A 22,344-nucleotide genomic window follows, 5' to 3' on the forward strand; every position below is an offset into this window, starting at 1 on the left:
ACGACCCGACGGCCCGGCCGCACCCGCACAGGTGCGACCGGGCCGCCGGCGTTAACCTCGGGGGCGTGACCACCGCCTCCGTCGAGTACCACCGGCTGTTCCGCACGCTGCCGAGCTGGCGGTGGTGGCGGCCGCTGCTCGCGGCGGTGATCGGCGCCGTCCTCTACTGGGTGCTCGCCAACGCGGTCGTGCTGGCGATCTTCGCGGTCCTGCGGGCGATCGGCGGCCAGGAGCTGACGTCGACGGTCGCGCAGGGCGTCCAGGACGACCCGCTCGACGCCTCCCAGCCGCTCGTCCTGCTGACGACCCTGGCGTCGATCGCGACGCTGCTGCCTGCCGCGCTGCTCGCGACGAAGCTCGCGGGCCTCGGTCGACTCGGCCAGCTGTCGAGCGTCACCGGCCGCCTCCGCTGGCGCTGGATGCTCCGCACCCTGCCCGCTGCCGTCGTGCTCATGGCGCTGACGGTCGGGCTCAGCTACCTCGTCCTGCCGCCGCTGACGGGGCAGGCGATCGGCACGGGGCCGGTCACGACCCCGCCCGCAACGATCATCTGGTCGACGCTCGTGATCCTCCTGCTCGTGCCGTTGCAGGCCTCCGCCGAGGAGTTCGTCTTCCGCGGCTTCACGATGCAGGCGCTCGGGTCGTGGACCGTCTGGCCCGTGGTCGCGATCGTGCTGCCGACGGCCGCGTTCGCGCTGTCGCACGCCTACAACCCGTGGGGGATGCTCGACGTCGCCGTGTTCGGGGTGGCGGCGGCGTGGCTGACCTGGCGCACCGGAGGGCTCGAGGCCGCGATCGTCGGGCACGTGCTCAACAACACGGTGCTCTTCCTGCTGCTCGCGCCGTTCGCCGGCACCGAGACGAGCGACGGCAGCCCGCTGGGGCTGGCCGTCACGGTCGTCTGCACCCCGGTCTGGGCGTGGCTCGTGACCCGTGCGTTCCACAGGTCGGGTGAGCGTCGCACCTCCCCAGGGCTGCCCGCCGGCGGCACTGTCCACGAGGAGGCGCGGGTCGGCTGAGCCTGTCGGCCCGGCCTCCTAGACTCGTCGCGTGACCGACCCCGCCGCACCCTCCGCCCTCGCCGAGCCTCCCGTGGCACCTCTCGAGGTGCTGCAGCGCGTCTTCGGCTACGACGACTTCCGGGGCGACCAGGCGGCGATCATCGACCAGGTGGTCGGCGGCGGCGACGCCCTCGTGCTGATGCCCACCGGCGGCGGCAAGTCGCTGTGCTACCAGGTGCCGGCGATCGTCCGGCCGGGCACGGGCGTCGTCGTCTCGCCCCTCATCGCGCTGATGCAAGACCAGGTCGACGCCCTCGAGGCTGTCGGCGTGCGGGCCTCGTTCCTGAACTCGACGCAAGACCCCGACCAGCGTCGCGCCGTCGAGCAGGCCTTCGTCTCGGGCGAGCTCGACATGCTCTACCTCGCTCCCGAGCGGCTCAAGCTCGACTCGACCAAGTCGCTGCTCGACCGGGGCAGGGTCTCGCTCTTCGCCATCGACGAGGCGCACTGCGTGGCGCAGTGGGGGCACGACTTCCGGCCCGACTACCTCGAGCTCTCGGTGCTGCACGAGCGCTGGCCCGACGTGCCGCGCATCGCCCTCACGGCGACCGCGACCGAGACGACCCACCGCGAGATCTCGCGCCGGCTCGAGCTCGACGACGCGGCGCACTTCGTCGCCGACTTCGACCGCCCCAACATCCAGTACCGCATCGAGGCGAAGGACGGCCCGCAGCAGCAGCTGCTGCGCTTCATCCGTGCCGAGCACCAGGGCGACGCGGGCATCGTCTACTGCCTCTCGCGCAAGTCCGTCGAGGGCACGGCCGAGTTCCTGGTCAAGCAGGGCATCGCCGCACTGCCGTACCACGCGGGTCTCGACGCGGGCACGCGAGCCCGCAACCAGTCGCGGTTCCTCCGAGAGGACGGCATCGTGATGGTCGCGACCATCGCCTTCGGCATGGGCATCGACAAGCCCGACGTGCGGTTCGTCGCCCACCTCGACCTGCCCAAGTCGGTCGAGGGCTACTACCAAGAGACGGGTCGAGCGGGGCGCGACGGCCTGCCGTCGACCGCGTGGCTCGCCTACGGGCTCCAGGACGTGATGCAGCAGCGCCGCATGATCGACCAGTCAGAGGGCGACGCCGAGCACCGACGCAAGCTCGGCGCGCACCTCGACGCGATGCTCGCGCTCTGCGAGACCGTCGAGTGCCGCCGGGTGCAGCTGCTCGGCTACTTCGGCCAGGCCAGCACGCCCTGCCACAACTGCGACACCTGCCTGAACCCGCCGCAGTCGCTCGACGGCACCGTCCCCGCACAGAAGCTGCTGTCGACGATCGTGCGGCTCAAGCGCGAGCGCGACCAGCAGTTCGGCGCGGGCCAGATCATCGACATCCTGCTCGGGCGCACCACCCCGCGCATCACCCAGAACCGGCACGAGCAGCTCTCGACGTTCGGCATCGGAGCCGAGCTCAGCGAGATCGAGTGGCGCGGCGTGGTCCGCCAGCTGCTCGCCCAGTCGGTGCTGGCCGTCTCGCCCGACGGGTACGGCACCCTGCTCATCACCGCCGCCGCCGCCGAGGTGCTGTCGGGCACCAAGCAGGTCCGCCTCCGCAAGGAGCCCGAGCGGGCTCCGCGCGTGCGGGGCGCCCGCGGGTCCTCCGGCTCGGGCTCGTCGCGCGGATCGCGTGGGGGCTCGGGCGCGGCCGACCTCGACGCGGCCGACGTGCCGCTCTTCGAGACGCTGCGCCAGTGGCGTGCGGGCATCGCGAAGGCGCAGGGCGTCCCGGCCTACGTCGTCTTCGGCGACGTCACGCTGCGCGGCATCGCGTCGACTCGGCCCAGCTCCGTGGGCGAGCTCGCCGGCATCAGCGGCGTCGGGCAGAAGAAGCTCGACACCTACGGCCAGCAGGTGCTGGACGTGGTCTCGGGGGTCGCCCCCGAGGAGGCGGCGGCCCGGGCAGCCGAGTCCGCCGGCGGGTCAGGCGCGGGCGGCTTCCGCTCGTCCTCGGGCTCGGGCTCGACCCCGTCGTTCCGGGCGGAGGCGAGCTCGAGCAGCCGTCCTGCTGCCGCCGCCACGCGGGGTTCCCGCCCTGCGCCGGCCGCGACCGCGGCGTCGGCACCGGTCGACTCCGAGCCGTTCCCGTTCGACGACGAGCCGCCCTGGGACCCGTACGACGAGTCCGCCCCGCCCCACGACAACTACTGACGCGAACCGCCGCTAGCTGACGCGAGCTGCCGCGAGCTGCCGCGCTGCCGCGCTGCCGCGCTGGCCGGCCTGCTCGGCCCGACCTCCGCCTCCTCGACCGGCTCCGCACGAGTCCCCACGTGGAAGCGACAAAACGACGCCGAAGATCGCGTCGCTTTGTCGCTCTCACGTCGTGACGGCGGCTTTGACGGCGGGGTGGCCGGGCAGGCGGCGTCCGGCGGCCGAGCTGGCGGCGCAGCAGGTCGGACGCCGCACGAGTCCCCACGTGGAAGCGACGAAGCGACGCGGAAGATCGCGTCGCTTTGTCGCTCTGGCGTCGTTTCCCGCGAGTGGCTAGCGGAGCGGCGCGGCGGCGTCGTCGGGGGCGGCGACCGTGGCCGCGGCGGCGGCAGCCGCCGCAGGCACGACCGCGACGGGCGCCGTCGGCGTCCGCCGTTCCGAGACCGGCCCGGCCGACCCGAGCCGCAGCTCCGTCGTCCGCTGTGCGAGCATCACGAGCGCGACGGTCAGCGCCACCATCGCGCCGAACCCGCCGAGGAAGGGCCCGCCGCCCAGCCGTGTCACGTACGCGGCCGAGAGCAGCAGAGCGCTCGCCAGCGGCGTGGCCAGGTAGGCCGCGCGCACCGGGACCAACGGCACCGCGCCTCCTCTGGTCCCCTGCACGCGCAGGGCGACGAGCGTCGCGGCCACAGCAGTGAAGAGCGCTCCGGCGGTCGCGTAGAGGGCCGTGGCCGCGAGCGGGGCCACGGTGCCGACGTGCCCCGCGTGGGCGGCTCCGAGCACCGAGAGCACGGCGAAGCCGACGTGCCAGACAGGAGCGAGCAGCCAGGCGGCCCGGCGCAGACGGCCGGCGGGCAGGGGGAGCAGGCCGTCGAGCGGCACGTCGACGAGGTCGCCCTGAGGCCGTCGTCGATCGCCGAGCGTCAGCCCCCGCTGCGCTCCTGTGCCTCGTCCAGTCCCCACGCCGCGAGCCTAGGGACGGGCTCGGACGACCCGCAATCCTCCCTGAGGAGGACACCCGTTGTCCCCGGAGGGGGCGACTGCGGGCGGGTCCGTGAGCATCCCGCGCCACCCCCTCGGCCCTCGTGGGCGACCAGAAGGGTGAGCGGATCTCGCTTCTTGCGGACGTGGCGGCGAGACCGACGGGGCACGTGCTGGCCGTCGCCACCGGTCCCGCATGCCCTGCCGGGCATGCGCAGTGCGTCACAGTGGTGCCGTGCTCACCTTCCTCAGCCGCGTCGTGCTCGTGCCCCTCGTCCGGCTGCTCTGGCGCCCGACGGTGAAGGGGCGCAAGAACGTCCCCCGCCGCGGCGCCGTCATCCTGGCCAGCAACCACCTCTCGTTCATGGACAGCGTCGTCATCACGCTGATGGCTCCGCGCGAGGTCTCGTTCCTCGCGAAGAACGCCTACTTCACGGGCACGGGCGTGAAGGGCCGACTCAGCCGGTCGTTCTTCTCCGGCATCGGCGCGATCGGCGTCGAGCGCGGAGCCGGCGCCGCCGCGCAGCAGGCGCTCGACCTCGGCCTGGGACGGCTCACCGAGGGCCACGCCTTCGCGATCTATCCCGAGGGCACCCGCTCGCTCGACGGTCGCCTCTACAAGGGCCGGACCGGGGTCGCGTGGCTCGCGCTCACGAGCGGAGCACCGGTCGTCCCCGTCGCGCTGACCGGCACCCAGGAGCTGCAGCCGGTGGGCACGACCGTCCCGCGCCTCCGTCGCTTCACCGTCGAGTTCGGCGAGCCGATCGACCTGTCGCACCACGGCGACGCGAAGTCGGGCCGCGCCCGGCGGCACGCGACGGACGAGGTGATGGCCGCGATCCAGCGCCTCGGCGGACAGGAGGAGGCAGGCACGTACAACGAGCCGCCGACGCCGTCGGTCGTCGAGCGGGTCCGCCGCGCGATCCGCCGCGACCCCCTCGGCACCGACGCGATCGACTGACCAGGGCAGCACCTCCTTCGGTCGTCGAGGAGGCGCCGCCCCCGTCACGGGTCCGGTGTCGGCGGCCCGGCGTACGGTCGACCCCGGCGGAGCGCAGGCCCGCCGAGGACGAACACGACGACGAACACGACGTCGAACACGACGACGAACACGACGAACACGACGACGCGGCCCGGCGAGACCCCGGCCGCAGGCGAGGAGCAGGCATGAAGATCGCGGTGCTGGGCACGGGGATCATGGGGCAGGGCGTCGTCCGCACGTTGCTGCGCGAGGGTCACGACGTCACGGCGTGGAACCGCACCCGCGACAAGGCCGAGCCGCTCGCGGACGACGGGGCGACCGTCGTCGACACGGCCCGCGAGGCGGTCGCCGGGGCCGAGGTCGTCGTCACGGTGCTGTTCGACGGCGAGGCCGTGCTGAGCGTGCTGCGCGACGCGACCGGCGCAGCCGACGCGACTTCCGCCTCCGGCCAGGCGACCGCGACCTCCGCCTCCGGCCAGGCGACGTCCGGTCCCGTCTGGGTCCAGGCGAGCACGATCGGCGCCGCCGACACCGCTCGGGTCGTCGGCCTCGCCGCCGAGCGCGGCGTGCCTCTCGTCGAGGCGATGATGCTCGGGACGAAGAAGCCCGCGGAGACCGGCAAGCTGGTCATGCTGGCCGCTGGCGACCCCGAGCTCCTCGCCCGTGTGCAGCCCGTGCTCGACGCCATGGGTGCGAAGACGATCACCGCCGGCGACACCGTCGGCCAAGGCACGGCCCTGAAGCTCGCCGCCAACGCGTGGATCGCGTCGGTCACCGCCGCGACCGCCCAGTCGCTGGCGCTCACGAGCGCGCTCGGGCTCGACCCGCAGCTGTTCCTCGACGCGATCGAGGGCGGGCAGGCCGACACGCCCTACGCGCATCTGAAGGGCGCGAGCATGATCGCCGGCGAGTACCCCGCACAGTTCGCGCTCGACGGCCTCCGCAAGGACGTGTCGCTGATGCGCGAGGCCGCGACCGCAGCCGTCGCCGCCGACGGCACGGGCACGGGCTTCGACACCTCGCTGCTGGAGGCGCTGGCCGGCCTCTACGGGAAGGCCTCCGAGCGCGGCCACGGCGGCGACGACATCGCGGCGGTGCGGACGGCCTTCACCGGCTGACCGCCACTCAGAAGTCGAGGCCCTCGGCGGCGAGCAGCTCCCGGAACGCCGGTGCGACCTCGACCGCCGCAGCCAGGGTGAGGTGGGCGAAGTCGAACTTCGTCGGCGTCGTGCCGATGAATGCGGGGCAACGGGTGTCGACGCACCAGAGCGACTCGGTCGCCACGAAGACCCCGCCGACCTGCTCTGACACCTGCGCGTCGACCGCCGCGTGCTTGCGGTACGCCCCTGGCGGGGTGCTCACGCAGTCGGCGGGCGAGCTCGTGCGGGTGTAGCACTCCTTGACGTTGGCCGAGCTCGGGGGCGGCGTCGCCAACACGATCTGGGTGCCCGCGGCGGCGAGGGGCTCGAGCAGCGCGAGGAGGCCACGCCGCCATCCGGCGGGCGTGACGTCCGAGCCGGAGCCGTCGCGGGCCTGCACGTACGTGTTCGAGACGACGAGGCGGTCCGGGGGATCGGCGAGCAGCCTCTCCTGCAGAGCGCGGACGTGCTCGCGGCAGGGGGCGATCGGCTCTCCGAGGTCGACCTCGACGTCGACGAAGGGGCACGCGTGACGGGCTGCGTTCTCGAGCGACCAGGTCGTCGACCCGTCGAGGACGGCGGCCCAGGTCGGGAACGCGAAGCCCGCCATCGAGTCGCCCACGAGCACTGCTCGTCGAGCCGGCTCCGCCGCCCCGACGGTGCACGACGCACGGTCGGGCTTGTCGGCGCTGTAGCTGGCGCACGCGAGCAGCTGCTTCTCGGCCGGGTCGACCGTCGAGTCGAAGGCGGTGCCCGCGGCGAGCAGGTCGTCGAGGCTGGGGACCAGCGTCGGCCAGGTCGTGGCCGCGAGTGCCGACTCGACCTCGGCCTGCCGGGCGGCGCGCGCCGGCGTCGCCGTGTCCGGATCGGAGCCCGGGGCGTCCGCGGCGTCGGCGTCGTTCGCGACGACCGTCGGGGGGAGCGGACCCGTTGCTCGCTGGGCCAGGGCGAAGGGCAGCAGTCCCAGGGTCACGGCGGCGACGACCGCGAGGCCGCCGTTGCGGTAGCGGGCGGCGTGCTGCCGGCGCCACCTCCGCCACCGTTCCGACCGTGGCTCGCGCGTCGTGGCGGGGCGGCCGTCGAGCCACGGGGACAGCAGCACGGGCTGCTCGACGAGCAGGTACGAGCCCGTCGAGGCGGCGGCGGTGAGGCCGAGCACGACCGCGACGAGGGCCAGCCCGTCGAGCGAGGGCATCGCGGCGGAGGCGAGCACGAGCACGGGGAAGTGCCAGAGGTAGAGGGAGTACGAGGCGGCGGCCAGCCCGGCGCCGGGGCCGAGGCCGAGGCGGGCGACGCCGGTCCGCGACCCCGGCACGCTCGTCGCGATCACGAGGGCCGCGCCGACGACAGGCAGGGCGGCGCCCGGCGCGGGGAAGGGCGTCGACGGCGTGAGCGCGACCGCTGACGCCACGATCAGCGCCAGGCCGACCCAGCCGAGGAGGCGCCGCGCCAGCTCGGGCAGGCGAGGCACCGTCGGCAGCGCGGCGGCGAGGACCGCGCCGACGGCCAGCTCCCACGCCCGGGTCAGCGGCGAGAACCAGGCCTCGTCGGGTGTGGTCGCGGTGGCGACGACGCCCCAGGCGAACGAGGCGGCCACCACCACGGACAGGAGCGCGACCACCTGACGTCGGAGGTCGTCTCGCCGACCGAGCGACGTGAGCACGAGCACGAGGACGGCGAGCACCGCCGGCCAGACGAGGTAGAACTGCTCCTCGACGGCGAGCGACCAGAAGTGCTGCAGGGCAGAGGCCGGCTCGTCGGCGTCGAAGTAGCCGGCTCCCTGCATCGAGCGGAAGTTCGAGACGAGCCCGGCCGCCCAGCCTGCGTCGACCAGGAGGGACGTGAACCGTCCGGGCGGCAGGACCGCCCAGCCGACGGCGACGGTGCTGACGAGCACGACCGCGGCCGAGGGGCCCAGGCGGCGTACGCGTCGTCGGGAGAACGCGCCGAGCGCGATGCGCCCCGGTCGCTCAGCCTCGCCGAGCAGCTGCCCCGTGATGAGGAACCCGGAGATGACGAAGAAGACGTCGACCCCGACGAAGCCGCCCGTCGGCACGTGGAGCACGTGCTCGAGGACGACGGCGACGACCGCCACGGCGCGCAGGGCCTGGACGTCGTGGCGCACGACTCCGCCCGCGGGCCGGGAGCCGCCGGGCGAGGGGTCGGGCCGGGGCGCGAGCCGACGCGCGGGCCGACGCGGGTCGGGCCGACGCGGGTCGGCTGGTGGGACAGGCTGCACGGGTCTCCTCGACGGGGGCGGGGCCGGATCGCCTGATGGTACATCACACACGGATGTCTCATTCCCGAGGGGTTCCTGATCGCGGGTCTGTCTCCGGAATGTTCCTCGTCATGGTCGTCTTGGACCGGTGGGCCTGTCGACGCGTGTCTTCCTGTCCGCTCCTCCGTTCCCTCCCTCCCCACCGGAAAGGACCCCTTCGTGGATCTCTTCTCCTCCGCCGTCCTCGGCGACCTCGTCCTCTCGAACCGCGTCACGATGGCGCCGCTGACCCGCACCCGCGCCGACGCCGGCGACGTGCCCGGCGACGTCGTCGTCGAGCACTACGGCCAGCGCGCCACCCTCGGCATGATCGTCACCGAGGGCACCTACCCGACCCAGGAGGGCAAGGGCTACACCGGCCAGCCCGGCATCGTCACCGACGAGCAGGTCGCCGGCTGGAAGCGCGTCGCCGATGAGGTGCACGCCAAGGGCGGCACCATCGTCATGCAGGTGATGCACGCTGGCCGTGTCTCGCACCCCGAGGTCACCGGCACCGACCGCATCGTCGCCCCGAGTGCCGTGGCCATCGACGGCCAGGTGCACGTCCCCTCCGGCAAGGCCGAGTTCCCCGAGCCGCACGCCCTCACGACCGAGGAGGTGCGCCAGACCGTGCAGGACTTCGTCACCGCCTCGAAGCGCGCCGTCCTCGAGGCCGGCCTCGACGGCGTCGAGCTGCACAGCGCCAACGGCTACCTGCTGCACGAGTTCCTCTCGCCCGTGTCGAACGTCCGCACCGACGAGTACGGCGGCAGCCCTGCCGCGCGCGCCCGTCTCGGCATCGAGGTCGCCGAGGCCGTCTCCGCGGCGATCGGCGCCGGCCGCGTCGGCATCCGCATCTCGCCGATGCACAACATCCAGGACGTCGTCGAGACCGACCTCGACGACGTCACCGCGACCTACGACGCGCTGATGGACGGCCTCGCCCCCCTCGGCCTCGCGTACATGAGCGTCCTGCACTCCGACCCGCGCGGCGAGCTCGTCCAGCGCCTGCGCCGCCGCTTCGGCCAGGCGGTCGTCCTCAACAGCGGCTTCGGCACGGTCACCGACCTGGCCGAGGCGAAGGACCTGGTCGAGAACGGCCACGCCGACGCCGTCGCCGTGGGCCGCATGGCGATCGCGAACCCCGACCTCGTCGCCCGCTGGGAGCGCGAGACCGAGCTGAACGAGCCGAACCCGGCCACGTTCTACGCCGACGGAGCGACCGGCTACACCGACTACCCGACGCTCGAGTCCGTCTCGCGCTGACCTCGGGGCGCCCTCCGCGCCTCCTGTGCTCGCTCGCCGGACGCGAGCTGGCATGCTGCCCCGGCACCCCCGGACACGCCACGGCGTGCGCCCTGCACCAGCAGGGCGCACGCCGTCGTGCGTCCGCCCCCGATCGAGGCCTGTCCGACGTCGGCGGCTCGGGATACGATCCTCCCGGCGGACGCACCCGGCCGCCGCCCAGGAGCCGTCGCACCCGGCCCCGCCCGTCAGGAGCAGCCCGTGTCGCCGTCGATCCCTCCCTCGCCCGCCGACCTCGAGCGCCTCGCCGGCCTGCTGCGCCACGAGCTGACGGGCGCCGAGGTCGTCGTCGTCCCGTCCGCGTACTCGGCCGACCCGCGGGGAGCAGTCCGGGTCCGCCTCGGCCACCGCGCCTTCCTCGACCTCGCCGACGACGGGTCCTCCTGGTTCGTCGCCGGCCTGTGGGCCGACCAGGGCGGCGAGACCCCTCAGGCCGAGCGTCGTCGCGAGCTCCTGGCCGTGCCGCTCCAGGCTGACGTCCCCGTCGTCGCGACCGCGGCCGTCGCCTCCGTCTGGCGCTGGGTCGAGGCGATCGGCGCCCAGGAGGCCGACGCCCCGTTCACGCGCACGTCCCGTTCCGCGCCTCCCGCGATCCCCGGCCCGGCCGTCTTCGGCGCGCCCGCTCCGGCGCCGTACGCGACGGCCCCTCAGTACGCGCCATACGAGACGGCGGGGCCCGCGAAGGCCTGGTCGGCTCCGACCGCTCGGCCTGCACGCCGTCGCAAGGGCCTCCTGATCGGCGGCCTCGTCGCCGCGGGCCTGCTCGTCCTCACGGGCGGCACGGTCGCCGCCGTGGCCGTCGCGCACACCGCGGCCGAGCTCGCGTCCGCGTCGTCGTCGCCCGGCGGCGGGTCCGGCGAGACGGACGGCTGGTCCGGCCAGACGGGCGGCGACCCCGACGAGTCAGGGGGCGACCCCGGTGACACGGGCGGCGACCCCGGCACGACCGGGGGCGTCCCCGACACCTCCGCGTTCGACCTCGTGGTGGGCGACTGCTTCGCCCTGGGGGAGGGCGACGCGACGGGGTCCGGCGAGATCGACGGTGTCGAGCTCCAGTCGTGCGACGACCGGCACGACAACGAGGCGTACCTGGTCTTCGACGCGACGCCGGCGAGCTGGCCGGGCGAGCGAGCCCTGTGGGACCTCGCCGACAAGGGCTGCTACGAGGGCTTCGAGGAGTTCGTCGGCATCCCGTGGGACGACTCGGTGGCCGACTACGCCTACCTGACGCCCACCGAGCAGAGCTGGGCCGCCGGCGACCGCGAGGTCCTCTGCTACGCGTGGATCGAGGGCGACACGTCACCCGGCACCCTCAAGGGCTACGGGTACTGACGACCGCCGCCGGGCCTCCGACCGCGCGCCGCGAGCCGCCGCCTAGGATCGTCAGGACGCCCGACCCCGATCGTCGCCGAATCGCCCCGTGACCCCAGGAGCCCCCGTGCAGCTCGTCGACCGCCTCTTCCGCACCGACGAGTGGCGCACCGTGCCGAACGCGATCACGGCCCTCCGCCTCCTGCTGCTGCCGGTCTTCGTCGTGCTGATCGTCGGAGAGCACTACTGGTCGTCGATGGTCGTCATCGCGATCGTGTTCCTCACCGACTTCGTCGACGGCTTCGTGGCGCGCCGCACCCACACCACCTCCGAGCTCGGCGCCTGGCTCGACCCGGTGGCCGACCGGCTCACCGTCATCGTCGTGGTGCTGGCCTTCTGGCTGGGCGGGCTGCTCAGCTGGCCGGTGTTCGTGCTGATCCTTCTGCCCGACGTGGTGCTGAGCCTCGTGGCGCTGATCGCGTTCGGGGGCGCCTCCTTCCCCGTGACGTGGGTGGGCAAGGTCCGCACGGCGCTGATCTTCGTCGGGCTGCTGATGCTGCTCGTCGGCGTCGCCGTCGTCGACCAGTGGCGCGGTGCCGACGGCGGCGACGGCCTCGAGGTGCTCGGCCAGCTGCTCGTCGTCGTGAGCAGCTTCGTGCTGCTGCTCGGGCTCGTCGGGCACTACGTCGCCGCGGTGCTCTACGGCCGCGACCTCGCCCGCCGCTGGCGAGCGCGCGGCCGCGCAGCCGCCTGACCCGCTGCAGACCGACGCGATGGCGACGAGGCGACGTGGTCTTCCGCGTCGTCTTGTCGCTCTCGGGGAGGGAGAGCGCGGCAGCGCGCGTCCTGGCCGACGGACACCGCGCCTCCTAGGCTCGGGCCATGTCGTCGCGCACCCTCGCCGCCGCCCGCGAGCCCGGCTCGCCCGTCGCCCTGCTGCTGCCCGGAGCCGGCTACCCGGTCACGGCGCCGTTGCTCGCCTGGTCGGGGGCCGTGCTCGCCGCCCGCGGCTGGCACGTGGAGGCGGTCACGTGGTCGTTCGACGCCCGGTCCGGTGAGGGCGACCCCGTCCCGCTGATCGAGGAGGAGGCGGTCGCGGCCCGCGAGTCCGCCCGCGCCGTCGGGGCGCGCGGCCCGTGCGTCGTCGTGGCGAAGTCGCTCGGGACCCTCGCCCTGCCGTGGGCGCTCCGCGAGGGCGTGCCGGGTGCCTGGCTGACGCCGCTCAGCACCGACGCCGCGGTCCGTGCTGCGCTCGGCGACGCCGGGCCGGAGCACCTCGTCGTGGCCGGCGACGTCGACTCGTTCTGGCAGCCCGCCGGGCTGGTCACCCGAGCACGCGTCGTCACCGTCCCCGGGGCTGATCACGGACTCGCGCTCGGCGACGACTGGCGCGCCTCGCTCGCGGCCCAGTCCGACCTCTTCGAGCGCCTCGACGCCTGGGCCGCGCGCGTCGAGAGCTAGTCGGCGGGTTCACGTCGCTCCCGGCGGGTCAGCGCTGACCCGCCGTGGGCGACGTGAACCCGCCGCACGCCACCAGGACCCGCCGTGGGCGACGGCAACCCGCCGGCTCCGACGGGGCCGGACGCCGTGCCCCGGGGGCTGCGTGTCGTGGGTCGTCCGCCTCCAAGCCGACGTGAAAGCGACGAAACGACGTGGAAGATCACGTCGTCTTGTCGCTTTCGCGGAGGGACCCGGCCCGCTCGCGGGACGTGGCCCGCGGGACGGGCAGCAGCGCCTCAGGTCGCGTTCCAGAGCCCGCGGTAGAAGGCGGTCCGCACGGGGTCGGGGTCGATCCCGTAGGCGTCGAGCCAGGCCGCCTCCCAGCCGGGTCCGTAGTTCCACTCCAGGCTCATCGTCGCGACGGCGATGTCGGCCCAGCGGTCGGCGACCCCGAGCGCGTCGAGGTCGACGTGCCCCGACCACGTCCCGTCGTCGAGCAGCAGCGTGTTGGGCACGCAGGCATCCCCGTGGCAGACGACGAGCAGGTCCACGTCGGGAGCCAGCCCGAGCGAGTCGGGATGCGAGGCCGGAGGCGCGGTGCGCGCACGCGCACTCGTCGCGATCCGGTCCTCCACCGACCAGCTGAACGGGCAATCGTCCACCGGCAAGGTGTCGTGCAGCACCCGGAGCCCGTGCCCCGCCGCCCGCACGGCCCGCTCCGGGTCGCGCACCCACCGCAGGTCGACGGCGCTGCGCCCGGGCAGGCCGGCCGTCACGAGGTGCTCGCCCTCGTCGTCGCTGCCGATCTCGAGCACGCGAGGCACCGTGGCGAAGTCGACGGCCCAGCGCAGGCGCATCTCCTCGGCGTGCAGGTCGAGGCCGCTGCCGTGCGGCGCCCACTTGGCGAAGCGCCGGTCGGGGCCGTCCCCGAGGCGGTACGTCACGCCTCCTGCCTCGTTCAGCCACACCGGCGTGACGGTGTCGCCGTCGGCCGCGGCGAGCACGGGCTCCGGCACCACGAGGAGGCGGCCGTCACCGGCCGAGGACGCGTCGGGGATCATCCGCCCACGCTACGGCAGCGCCCGCTGCGCGCGCCGCACCTGCCGCGCCCGCAGCGCCCGCAGCGGGTGCCGGCCGCCCGCGGCGCCCGCGCCCGCACCCGTCGAACCCGCGCGCACCCCTCGGCGCGCACGAGGGTGCGGGCGGGTTCGACGGGTCCGGACGCCCGTGGGCGGCAGCGGCAGCGGCAGCGCCACCGCCAGCCCCCGCGCACACGACGAGGCCCGCCCCGCTCAGCGGGACGGGCCTCGTCGACGTGCGTGCGCTCAGGTCAGCGCGAGGCCTTCTTGGCCTTCTTGATCGCGGCCTTGCGGGCCGTCGCGACGTTCTTCTTGGCGCTCTTGCGCGCCTTCTTCACCTGGGGGTCGTTCCAGAACGAGCCGACGTAGCCCGAGATCTGCTTGTAGCGACCGTGCCCGGCCTTCGCGCCGAAGGTGTAGGCGATGAACGCGATGATGGCGATGAGCAAGAAGCGGAAACTCATGGGTCCTCCCAGGGAACGTTGACGTGTGGTCCCGACGCTAGTCCCCGCGCCTGTACGGCGTCTCGTCCGTGCGGATGAGACCGCGGCCAGCGGCCAGCGACAGGGCCCCGGCCCCCGGCCCCCGGCCTCACCGGCACCCGGCCCGCCCCCGTCCCTCGCCCGCAACCACCCGGAAACACCCTCGCAACACCCCGTCGCTAGCGTCGTGCCATGGCAGACCTCTTCGATCGCTACGCCGCCGGCACCGCCGCCCGGGGCGTCTCCGAGGGCCAGCCCGCGGGGCCCGGCCAGCCCGGCCAGCCAGCGCCTCCCTGGGACGAGATGTTCGCCTCCGAACGGGAGGTGCGCCGGGCCTACCAGGAGATCCACGCGACCCTCGAGGGGATGACGCAGGACGACCTGCGCGGCCGCACCGCCGCCCTCGCCGACTCGTACCTCGCGCAGGGCGTCACCTTCGACTTCGCCGGCGAGGAGCGGCCGTTCCCTCTCGACGCGGTGCCGCGGGTGATCGAGCACGACGAGTGGCTGGACGTCGAGAAGGGCGTGAAGCAGCGCGTCAAGGCGCTCGAGGCGTTCCTCGCCGACGTCTACGGGCCGCAGCGCGCCGTGGCCGACGGGGTCATCCCGGCCGGCCTCATCACGAGCTCGAGCCACTTCCACCGCCAGGCCGCGGGCATCGACCCGGCGAACGGCGTGCGCATCCAGGTCAGCGGCATCGACCTGATCCGTGACGAGGCCGGCGCCTGGTGCGTCCTCGAGGACAACGTCCGCGTGCCCAGCGGCGTCAGCTACGTGATCTCGAACCGGCGGGTGATGGCACAGACGCTGCCCGAGCTCTTCGTCTCGATGAAGGTCCGCCCCGTGGGCGACTATCCCGCGCGCCTCCTGGCGGCCCTGAAGAAGAGCGCGCCGTCGGGGGTCGACGAGCCGACCGTGGTCGTGCTGACCCCCGGGGTCTTCAACTCGGCGTACTACGAGCACACCCTGCTGGCCCGGCTGATGGGCGTCGAGCTCGTCGAGGGCCGCGACCTCTACTGCTCGGGCGGGCGGGTGTTCATGCGCACCACGGGCGGTCCCGAGCGGGTCGACGTGATCTACCGCCGGGTCGACGACGAGTTCCTCGACCCGCTGCAGTTCAGGGCCGACTCCGTGCTCGGCTCGCCCGGCCTCCTGATGGCCGCGCGCCTCGGCACGGTCACCATCGCCAACGCGGTCGGCAACGGCGTCGCCGACGACAAGCTCGTCTACACGTACCTGCCCGAGCTGATCCGCTACTACCTGGGCGAGGAGGCGCTGCTTCCGAACGTGCGCACCTGGCGCCTCGAAGACCCCGGCGCCCTCGAGGAGGTGCTCGACCGCCTCGACGAGCTGGTCGTCAAGCCCGTCGACGGCTCTGGCGGCAAGGGCCTCGTCGTGGGGCCGGCCGCGAGCCGGCGCGAGCTCGACGAGCTCCGCACCCGCCTGCAGCAGGACCCGCGCGGCTGGATCGCCCAGCCCGTCGTGCAGCTGAGCACCATCCCGACCCTCGTCGACGACGGCCTGCAGCCCCGGCACGCCGACCTGCGCCCCTTCGCCGTGCACGACGGCGACGACGTCTGGGTCCTGCCCGGCGGACTGACTCGGGTGGCCCTGCCCGCGGGCCAGCTCGTCGTGAACAGCAGCCAGGGAGGCGGGTCGAAGGACACCTGGATCGTCGGCGGCGACGTGGCGGCCTGGGCAGGGCACGACGTGAGCGCCCTGATCGCCGAGCAGACGACGCCGACGCAGTCGATCCCGGTGATCACGCCGGAGGCGGCGGCCGCGGCGGCAGCGGCGGCCGCGGACCACACGCCCGACCACGCCCCGCAGGACGACCCCCGCAACGACCAGCAGGCCCAGCAGCAACAGCAACAACAGCAGCAGCAGCAGCAACAGCACCAGCAAGCCGAGCAGCAGAGACCCACGATCACGACCGAAGGACGACCATGCTGAGCCGCATCGCCGAGAGCCTCTTCTGGATCGGCCGGTACATCGAGCGGTCCGACGGGACGGCGCGAATCCTCGACGTGCACCTGCAGCTGCTGCTCGAGGACCCGTGGATCGACGAGGACACCGCCTGCCGCAGCCTGCTCGCGGTCATGGGCAGCGACGCCGCCTCGGACGAAGCGCTGACGAGGGGAGACGTGCTCGCCCGGCTGGCCGTCGACCGGCACGACCCGGCCTCCATCGCCTACTCGCTCGGCGCCGCCAGGGAGAACGCCCGACGGGCCCGCGAGATCGTCTCGACCGAGCTGTGGGAGTGCCTCAACACGACCCGCGCCCGCATGCCGCGCAAGGTCGCGGACGACAAGGTGCACGAGTTCTTCGCCTGGGTGCGGGAGCGGAGCGCGCTCGCCGTGGGGATCATCGAGAGCGCCACGAGCCGCGACGAGGTGTGGCAGTTCTTCACGCTCGGCCGGTCGATCGAGCGTGCGGACATGACGGCGCGGCTGCTCGCGACGCGCACCCTGACCGAGGCATCCGGGCCGTCGTGGACGACGATCCTGCGTTCGTGCGGCGCCTACGAGGCGTACCTGCGCACCTACCGGGGCGTGCCGAGCGCCCGCAACGCGGCGGAGTTCCTGCTGCTCGACCGGCTGTTCCCGCGCAGCGTGATGTTCGCGGTCAGCCGTGCCGAGGCGTGCCTCCGCGAGGTCGAGCCGTCGAACGGACGCGTCATCGCCACCGACGGCGGAGTGCGGATCCTCGGGCAGATGCGCAGCGAGCTCGAGTTCCGGCCGATCGGCGACATACTCGACGACCTGCCTGCCCAGATGGACGCCGTCCAGGCGGCGACGAGTGCCGCCTCCGAGGCCATCAGGCAGCGGTACTTCCCGACCAGCGCGGCGCCGACCTGGGTCGGTGAGCGATCGTGAGCCGGCTGCGGATCCGCCACCACACCGGCTTCTCGTACGCCGGCGAGGCCGTCGCGAGCTACAACGAGGCGCGCATGCTGCCGGCGCACGCCGAGGGGCAGTTCGTGCTGTCGTCGCACCTGCGGATCGACCCGGCCGCGGGCACGCACGAGTACGTCGACTACTGGGGCACCAGGGTGTCGGCGTTCGAGGTGCTGCTGCCGCACCGTCAGCTGTCGCTCACGGCGACCTCGACCGTCGAGCTGCGGCCGGTGCTGCACCCCGAGACGGCCACGGGCTGGGACGACCTCGCCCGCGTCGCCGGCGCCACGGCCCAGTTCGTCGAGCACCTCGAGCAGACGCCGCTGACCGCGCCGCCGCCCGACCTCGTCGACCTCGCGCTCGAGGCGAAGGGGGCCACGACGTCGCCCTGCTCGACCGCGATGGAGATCTGCCAGCGCGTAGGAGGCGCGGTGCAGTACCTGCCCGGCGTCACCAACGTGAAGACGACGGCCGCCGAGAGCTGGGCCGCACGGGCCGGGGTCTGCCAGGACATCGCGCACGTCACCGTGGGGGCGCTCCGCGCGGCGGGGATCCCGGCGCGGTACGTCAGCGGGTACCTGCACCCGAGGCCGTCGGCGGAGCTCCGCGAGACCGTCACGGGCGAGTCGCACGCCTGGATCGAGTGGTTCTGCGGCGCGTGGCACGGCTACGACCCCACCAACCTGATCGACATCGGCGAACGGCACGTGGTCGTCGGCCACGGGCGCGACTACCGCGACGTGCCGCCGCTGCGCGGGGTGTACGCGGGGTCGGGCGCGTCGTCGCTGTTCGTGACCGTGGAGATCACGCGCGAGGCGTAGCGCCGTCAGCAGCGGGCGAACGAGTACGCGGCGTCGTCGGGGGTGACGAGGTCGCGATCGCGAACGACCGTGCTGCGCGGCGTCGACCCGCGTGAGCACAGCCCCTCGACGGTGTCGCGCAGGTCGTCCGTGTACTCGATCGCGAGCACGCGCTGCCCGTAGACCGACGTGTAGACGTCGCACTCGGAGTAGCGGTCGCACTCCTCGACGACGGCGAAGTCGAAGCCGATCTCGTCGCGGCCCCGCGCCTCCAGCTCGGCGGTGTTCTTCTGGCCGGCGAGCAGTCCCGCGTCGTGGGCCTGCCCGACCAGCAGGGTCGCGAACGCTGTCGCGTCGTCGAGGTCGAAGGCGCCGTCCGAGCGCGTGTACGAGTCGAGGTTGTCGAACTCGACGGCGTCGAAGCCGTCGTCCGCGCAGCCCTGGATCGTCGTGTGCATCCGCTCGGCGACCGCCTCGCGCGCGGTCGCGTCGGCGAGGTCGAAGAGGTGCTCGTCGGGCCAGCCGGGGTCGACCAGCAGCCCGCCGGAGGCGTCGTGCAGCAGCAGGGACTCCGGCCACTCCACGCCGGGCTGGGTCTGGAACCCGTTCACGTAGCAGACGTCCCACACACCGGAGCCAGGCTGCTCGGTGCTGTCGCGCACAACGATGCCGGTGCCGCTCGGCGGGTCGTACGCGCCGCCCAGCTGGTAGTCGAGTGCCGCGCCGACGGGGAAGCCGTCGGCGTCGGGGGTGGCCACCGGGGCCGCCTCGGGTGCCGCGGCGGGCGTGGCCGCGGGTGCCGCGCCTCCGTCGAGATCCGCGTCGGGGCCGTCCCCGCAGCCGACGAGCACCAGGGAGAGGACGACGGAGAGGGCGACGGCCGTGGCCGTGGCTGTCCTGGGGGCTCGCATCAGGCGAGCATAGGTCCCCGGACGGCCGCGGCCGCAGCCCGGACCGACTCCCTAGAACGTGCGCAGCGGGATCTCCGCCGGCGCCGCCAGCAGGTGCTTCACCTCGTCGTCGAGCTTGACGAGCGTGATGGACGCTCCGGCCATGTCGAGCGACGTGCAGTACTCGCCGACGTAGCTGCGGACCGGGGTGATGCCCTGGGCGACGAGCTTCTCGTGGGCGATGCCGTAGAGCAGGTACAGCTCGCTGATCGGCGTGCCGCCGAGGCCGTTCACCATCAGCGCGACCTCGTCGCCGTCCGAGAACGGCAGGTCGGAGACGATCGGGTCGAGCAGCAAGTCGACGATCTCGTCGGCGGGCACGATCTTCTGACGGGCGCGGCCCGGCTCGCCGTGGATGCCCACGCCGACCTCGATCTCGTCGTCGCCCAGCTCGAACAGGGGCGAGCCCTTCGACGGGGGAGTGCAGGCCGTCAGGGCCACGCCCATCGTGCGCGTGACCGAGTTGACCTTCTCGCCGACTCGGACGACCTCGTCGAGGTCGGCGCCCTCCTCGGCGGCCGCCCCGACCGCCTTGATCACGAAGAAGTTGCCGGCGACCCCGCGGCGGCCGATCGTGTAGGTGGAGTCCTTGACGGCGACGTCGTCGTCGATGAACAGGGTCTTGACCTTGATGCCCTCGGCGTCGGCGAGCTCCTCGGCCATCTCGAAGGCCATCTTGTCGCCGGTGTAGTTGTTGACCAGCAGCAGCACGCCCTTCTCGCTCTGGACCCGACGTGCCGCCTCGACCACGTAGTCGGTCGGCGGGGCCGCGAACACGTCGCCGGGGCAGGCGGCGTCGAGCATCCCTTTGCCGACGACCATCACGTGGGCGGGCTCGTGCCCGGAGCCGGAGCCCTGCACGATCGAGACCTTGTCCTGCCTCGGCGCGTCCGCGCGGACGATCAGGTTGTACTTCGGGTCGTAGGTGAGCGTGTCGGGGTTGGCCAGGGCGAGGCCCTTGAGCATGTCCGGGACGAACGACTTCGGGTCGTTGATGAACTTCTTCATTGCGGGTGCCTCACTTCGTCGTGTGTCGCAGTGGTGGAAGGGGAAGTCGGTCGGCCGCGCGGGTCACCACGCGTCCGCGACGCGCTCGGCGAGCACGGCGACGGCGATCGCCCCGGGGTCGGGCGACCCGATGCTCCGCTCGCCCGTGTAGGAGGCGCGGCCGCGTCGTGCCTGGAGGCTCGCGGTGGCCTCGGCGGCGGCTCGGGCGACCTCGGCGGCGTGCCGTGCCGCCCCGGCCGCGTCGCTGCCCGCGGCCACGTCGGCCTCCACGGCGTCGGCGAGCGGCACCAGCGCGTCGAGCAGGGTCTTGTCGCCGACGTCGGCGCCGCCGCGCTTCCTGATGCCCTCGATCGCGGCCCGGAGCATCGCGACCGTGTCGTCGGGCGAGGTCTCGCCCTTGCCCTTCATCGTGATCGCGGCCCGGAGGAAGGCAGTGCCCCAGATCGGGCCCGAGGTGCCGCCCATCCGGCTGCTCATCGTCGTGGCCACCTTCTGCAAGAAGGCCCCGAGGTCGTCGTGGTCGAACTGGTCGACGTCGGCGAGGACGGTCTCGAAGCCGCGCGCCAGGGAGTAGCCGAAGTCGCCGTCGCCCGCGACCGCGTCGAGGTCGCAGAAGTACGCCTCGTTGTCGACGCAGGTCTGGGCGATCAGCCGGACGACGTCGACGAGACGGGACGAGTTCGTGTCGGCGGGGGGAGCGTCGTTGCTCATGTGTTCCTCGGTCTCCTGTGTTCGGGGTTCGGGGTTCGGGGTTCGGGTCAGTGCGTCAGCGCGACGAGGGTGCCGAGGTCCACGAGGTCGAGGGGACCGACGCCGTGCGGGTCCGCGAGCACCCGGCTCGGGGCATCGGGCAGGTCGCCCAGGCTGTCGACGACGAGCGCGGCGCCCGAGAAGTCCTCGTCGACGGTGAAGCTGCTCGTCGTCACGACGGTCGCGAGTCCGGCGGCGACCGCGGCACGCAGGCCGTTGGCGCTGTCCTCGACGACGACGGCGTCGTCGGCGGACACCCCCAGCTCGCGGAGCGCGAGCTCGTAGATGTCCGGGGCCGGCTTCTTGCGGGGGACGACGTCCCCCGCGAACACGGCGAACCGGGACGCGGCGTCCGGCCCCACCACGTGCTCCAGCACGGCACGGACGGACTCCTCGGCCGAGGTCGACGCGACAGCGAGCAGCCAGCCCGCGGCGTATGCCTCGTCGACGATGCGGGCGACGCCCGGACGGCCGGGCAGCTCGCCTGCCCGCACCTTCGCGGTGTACCGGCGGGTCTTCTCGGCGTGCCACTCCGCGATCGTCGTGCGCTGCGCCTCCTCGTCCTCAGGCAGTCCTGCACGCTCGACGAACTCGGGCGTCAGCAGCGAGGCGAGGCGCTCCTTGCCGCCGCCGATGCGCAGCACGCGGGCGTAGTCGTCGACGCTCCACCGGACGGGCAGGCCGAAGTGCTCGAACGTCTCGTTGAACGCGGGGAGGTGGCCGTCGCGCTCGGTGTCGGCGAGCACCCCGTCGCAGTCGAACACGAGCGCCCTGGTCACCGGGTGCCCCCGGCGGAGGCGGCCCTGCCGTCGGCCCCGAACCAGGCCACGTGCTCGGCGATGACGTCGGTCACCGCTGCGGAGATGTCGGCGATCAGCCGGGGCGGGTCCCAGCGGTCCTTCGCGCGGGCCATCTCGAGGTGCGCCAGTGAGGCCTGCATGTAGGCGTGCTTGACCGCCGTGGAGATGTTGATCTTCGAGACCCCCGCGTCGATGAACGACCGGAAGTCCGCCTCCGAGAGGCCGGTCCCGCCGTGCAGCACGATCGGCCGGTCGGTCAGCGCGGCCAGCTCGGCCGCGCGCTCGGGCAGCAGCTGCGGATGCGCCTTGTAGAGCCCGTGGCTCGTGCCGAGCTGCGGGGCGAGCAGGTCGCTGCCGGTGCTCTCCGCGATCTCGGCGAGCTGCTCGACCGAGTAGGCGTGCTGCGACTCGTCACTGCCGACGCCGTCCTCGACGCCGAGGATGTTCTCGATCTCTGACTCGACGTCCACCCCGGCAGCGTGCGCCTCGGCGGTGACCTCGTGCGTCTCGCGCACGGCGTCGTCGAGGTCGCGGTCGGAGGCGTCGAAGAGCACCGAGGACCAGCCGGCGCCGATGACCTCGGTGAGGACCGCCCGGTCGGGGCAGTGGTCGAGGTGCAGCGCCACCGGCACCGTCACGTCGCGCGCGAGGGCGGCGAAGAGGTCGGTGATGAACGCGCAACCGGCGGTGCGGACGGTCTTGGTCGAGATCTGGACGATGAGGGGAGACGAGGTGCGCTCGGCCGCGGCCAGGACGGCGCGCATGCTGATCTCGTCGAAGACGTTGACGGCCGGGACGGCCCAGCCGCCTTCTCGGGCGGCTCGGGTCATGGACAGCGTCGATGCGACCACGTGTTCGTCCTCACTTCCTCGTGGGGTGGTGCCGCCTCCGGCACCTGCTCGGAATGTACATGTCCATACAGGACTAGACAAGTAGACTCCGCCAGAATTCGCCGTGAG

At 73.4% G+C, this 22,344-nt stretch carries 20 protein-coding genes; 11 read left to right on the forward strand and 9 right to left on the reverse strand.

All coding sequences use genetic code 11. The features are described 5' to 3' along the window. Positions 1–65: 65 nt before the first annotated feature. Both JOE35_RS15995 and recQ read left to right on the forward strand, forming a co-directional pair. Positions 66–1,019 carry a CPBP family intramembrane glutamic endopeptidase gene (locus JOE35_RS15995; RefSeq protein WP_209559834.1) on the forward strand — a complete coding sequence of 318 codons (954 nt, stop codon included), beginning with the start codon at positions 66–68 and terminating at the stop codon, positions 1,017–1,019. Positions 1,020–1,050: 31 nt separating this feature from the next. Continuing rightward, the gene (gene recQ, locus JOE35_RS03215) at positions 1,051–3,204 is read left to right on the forward strand and encodes a DNA helicase RecQ (RefSeq protein ID WP_209559835.1); all 2,154 of its coding nucleotides are present in this window, start codon (positions 1,051–1,053) and stop codon (positions 3,202–3,204) included. A gap of 333 nt (positions 3,205–3,537) precedes the next feature. On the opposite strand, the gene JOE35_RS03220 is transcribed toward recQ, so the two are convergent. Then, entirely contained in the window at positions 3,538–4,167 is a 630-nt protein-coding gene (locus JOE35_RS03220; protein WP_209559836.1) for a hypothetical protein, read from the reverse strand. 214 nt (positions 4,168–4,381) lie between these two features. On the opposite strand from JOE35_RS03220, the gene JOE35_RS03225 reads away from it, so the two are divergent. Together JOE35_RS03225 and JOE35_RS03230 are read left to right on the forward strand one after the other, a co-directional pair. Continuing rightward, positions 4,382–5,146, forward strand: a complete 765-nt coding sequence (locus tag JOE35_RS03225; protein ID WP_209559837.1) for a 1-acyl-sn-glycerol-3-phosphate acyltransferase — start codon at positions 4,382–4,384, stop codon at positions 5,144–5,146. A gap of 206 nt (positions 5,147–5,352) precedes the next feature. After that, positions 5,353–6,285 carry an NAD(P)-dependent oxidoreductase gene (locus JOE35_RS03230; protein WP_245186038.1) on the forward strand — a complete coding sequence of 311 codons (933 nt, stop codon included), beginning with the start codon at positions 5,353–5,355 and terminating at the stop codon, positions 6,283–6,285. 7 nt (positions 6,286–6,292) lie between these two features. On the opposite strand, the gene JOE35_RS16000 is transcribed toward JOE35_RS03230, so the two are convergent. Further along, on the reverse strand, positions 6,293–8,545 hold the full coding sequence (locus tag JOE35_RS16000) for an acyltransferase family protein (RefSeq protein ID WP_209559838.1): 2,253 nt from the start codon (positions 8,543–8,545) through the stop codon (positions 6,293–6,295). A 198-nt stretch (positions 8,546–8,743) separates the two neighbouring features. Here JOE35_RS16000 and JOE35_RS03240 point away from each other — a divergent pair, with 198 nt between their 5' ends. The 4 genes from JOE35_RS03240 (at position 8,744) to JOE35_RS03255 (ending at position 12,640) form a co-directional block, all read left to right on the forward strand. Beyond that, positions 8,744–9,829, forward strand: coding sequence for an alkene reductase (locus JOE35_RS03240; protein WP_209559839.1), 1,086 nt, complete (start codon positions 8,744–8,746; stop codon positions 9,827–9,829). A 240-nt stretch (positions 9,830–10,069) separates the two neighbouring features. After that, positions 10,070–11,200 (forward strand): septum formation family protein, encoded by a 1,131-nt coding sequence (locus JOE35_RS16005; RefSeq protein WP_209559840.1) that lies wholly within the window; start codon positions 10,070–10,072, stop codon positions 11,198–11,200. Between the two features lie 88 nt (positions 11,201–11,288). Continuing rightward, on the forward strand, positions 11,289–11,933 hold the full coding sequence (locus JOE35_RS03250) for a CDP-alcohol phosphatidyltransferase family protein (protein ID WP_209559841.1): 645 nt from the start codon (positions 11,289–11,291) through the stop codon (positions 11,931–11,933). Between the two features lie 128 nt (positions 11,934–12,061). Continuing rightward, the gene (locus tag JOE35_RS03255) at positions 12,062–12,640 is read left to right on the forward strand and encodes a hypothetical protein (protein WP_209559842.1); all 579 of its coding nucleotides are present in this window, start codon (positions 12,062–12,064) and stop codon (positions 12,638–12,640) included. A 275-nt stretch (positions 12,641–12,915) separates the two neighbouring features. Here JOE35_RS03255 and JOE35_RS03260 read toward each other — a convergent pair whose 3' ends face one another. Beyond that, positions 12,916–13,680 (reverse strand): aminoglycoside 3'-phosphotransferase, encoded by a 765-nt coding sequence (locus JOE35_RS03260; RefSeq protein WP_209559843.1) that lies wholly within the window; start codon positions 13,678–13,680, stop codon positions 12,916–12,918. A 269-nt stretch (positions 13,681–13,949) separates the two neighbouring features. Next, positions 13,950–14,162 carry a hypothetical protein gene (locus tag JOE35_RS03265; RefSeq protein WP_146906159.1) on the reverse strand — a complete coding sequence of 71 codons (213 nt, stop codon included), beginning with the start codon at positions 14,160–14,162 and terminating at the stop codon, positions 13,950–13,952. Positions 14,163–14,372: 210 nt separating this feature from the next. Between JOE35_RS03265 and JOE35_RS03270 the strand changes: the two genes are divergently transcribed. From JOE35_RS03270 to JOE35_RS03280, 3 genes are read left to right on the forward strand one after another with little or no spacing between them, the layout of a single operon-like run. Then, on the forward strand, positions 14,373–16,133 hold the full coding sequence (locus tag JOE35_RS03270) for a circularly permuted type 2 ATP-grasp protein (protein ID WP_209559844.1): 1,761 nt from the start codon (positions 14,373–14,375) through the stop codon (positions 16,131–16,133). Beyond that, complete coding sequence (locus JOE35_RS03275) at positions 16,127–17,056, forward strand: alpha-E domain-containing protein (RefSeq protein WP_209559845.1); 930 nt, start codon at positions 16,127–16,129, stop codon at positions 17,054–17,056. The genes JOE35_RS03270 and JOE35_RS03275 overlap by 7 nt, the downstream gene beginning before the upstream one ends. Then, positions 17,053–17,898, forward strand: coding sequence for a transglutaminase family protein (locus tag JOE35_RS03280; RefSeq protein WP_209559846.1), 846 nt, complete (start codon positions 17,053–17,055; stop codon positions 17,896–17,898). Before JOE35_RS03275 ends, JOE35_RS03280 begins: the two co-directional genes overlap by 4 nt. Positions 17,899–17,903: 5 nt before the next feature. Here the strand turns inward: JOE35_RS03280 and JOE35_RS03285 are convergent, their stop codons facing one another. The 5 genes from JOE35_RS03285 to JOE35_RS03305 all read right to left on the reverse strand — a co-directional run bounded on the left by JOE35_RS03285 (position 17,904) and on the right by JOE35_RS03305 (position 22,215). Next, the gene (locus JOE35_RS03285; protein ID WP_209559847.1) at positions 17,904–18,788 is read right to left on the reverse strand and encodes an endo alpha-1,4 polygalactosaminidase; all 885 of its coding nucleotides are present in this window, start codon (positions 18,786–18,788) and stop codon (positions 17,904–17,906) included. A gap of 51 nt (positions 18,789–18,839) precedes the next feature. Then, a complete protein-coding gene (gene dhaK, locus JOE35_RS03290) occupies positions 18,840–19,835 on the reverse strand; it encodes a dihydroxyacetone kinase subunit DhaK (protein WP_209559848.1) in 996 nt (331 codons plus the stop codon). Positions 19,836–19,898: 63 nt separating this feature from the next. Continuing rightward, positions 19,899–20,546, reverse strand: coding sequence for a dihydroxyacetone kinase subunit DhaL (dhaL, locus tag JOE35_RS03295; RefSeq protein WP_209559849.1), 648 nt, complete (start codon positions 20,544–20,546; stop codon positions 19,899–19,901). A gap of 47 nt (positions 20,547–20,593) precedes the next feature. Further along, positions 20,594–21,364 (reverse strand): HAD-IA family hydrolase, encoded by a 771-nt coding sequence (locus JOE35_RS03300; RefSeq protein WP_209559850.1) that lies wholly within the window; start codon positions 21,362–21,364, stop codon positions 20,594–20,596. Further along, on the reverse strand, positions 21,361–22,215 hold the full coding sequence (locus JOE35_RS03305; RefSeq protein WP_209559851.1) for a class II fructose-bisphosphate aldolase: 855 nt from the start codon (positions 22,213–22,215) through the stop codon (positions 21,361–21,363). The genes JOE35_RS03300 and JOE35_RS03305 overlap by 4 nt, the downstream gene beginning before the upstream one ends. Positions 22,216–22,344 lie beyond the last annotated feature (129 nt).

This window comes from Frigoribacterium sp. PvP032, from assembly GCF_017833035.1.
Lineage (GTDB): Bacteria > Actinomycetota > Actinomycetes > Actinomycetales > Microbacteriaceae > Frigoribacterium.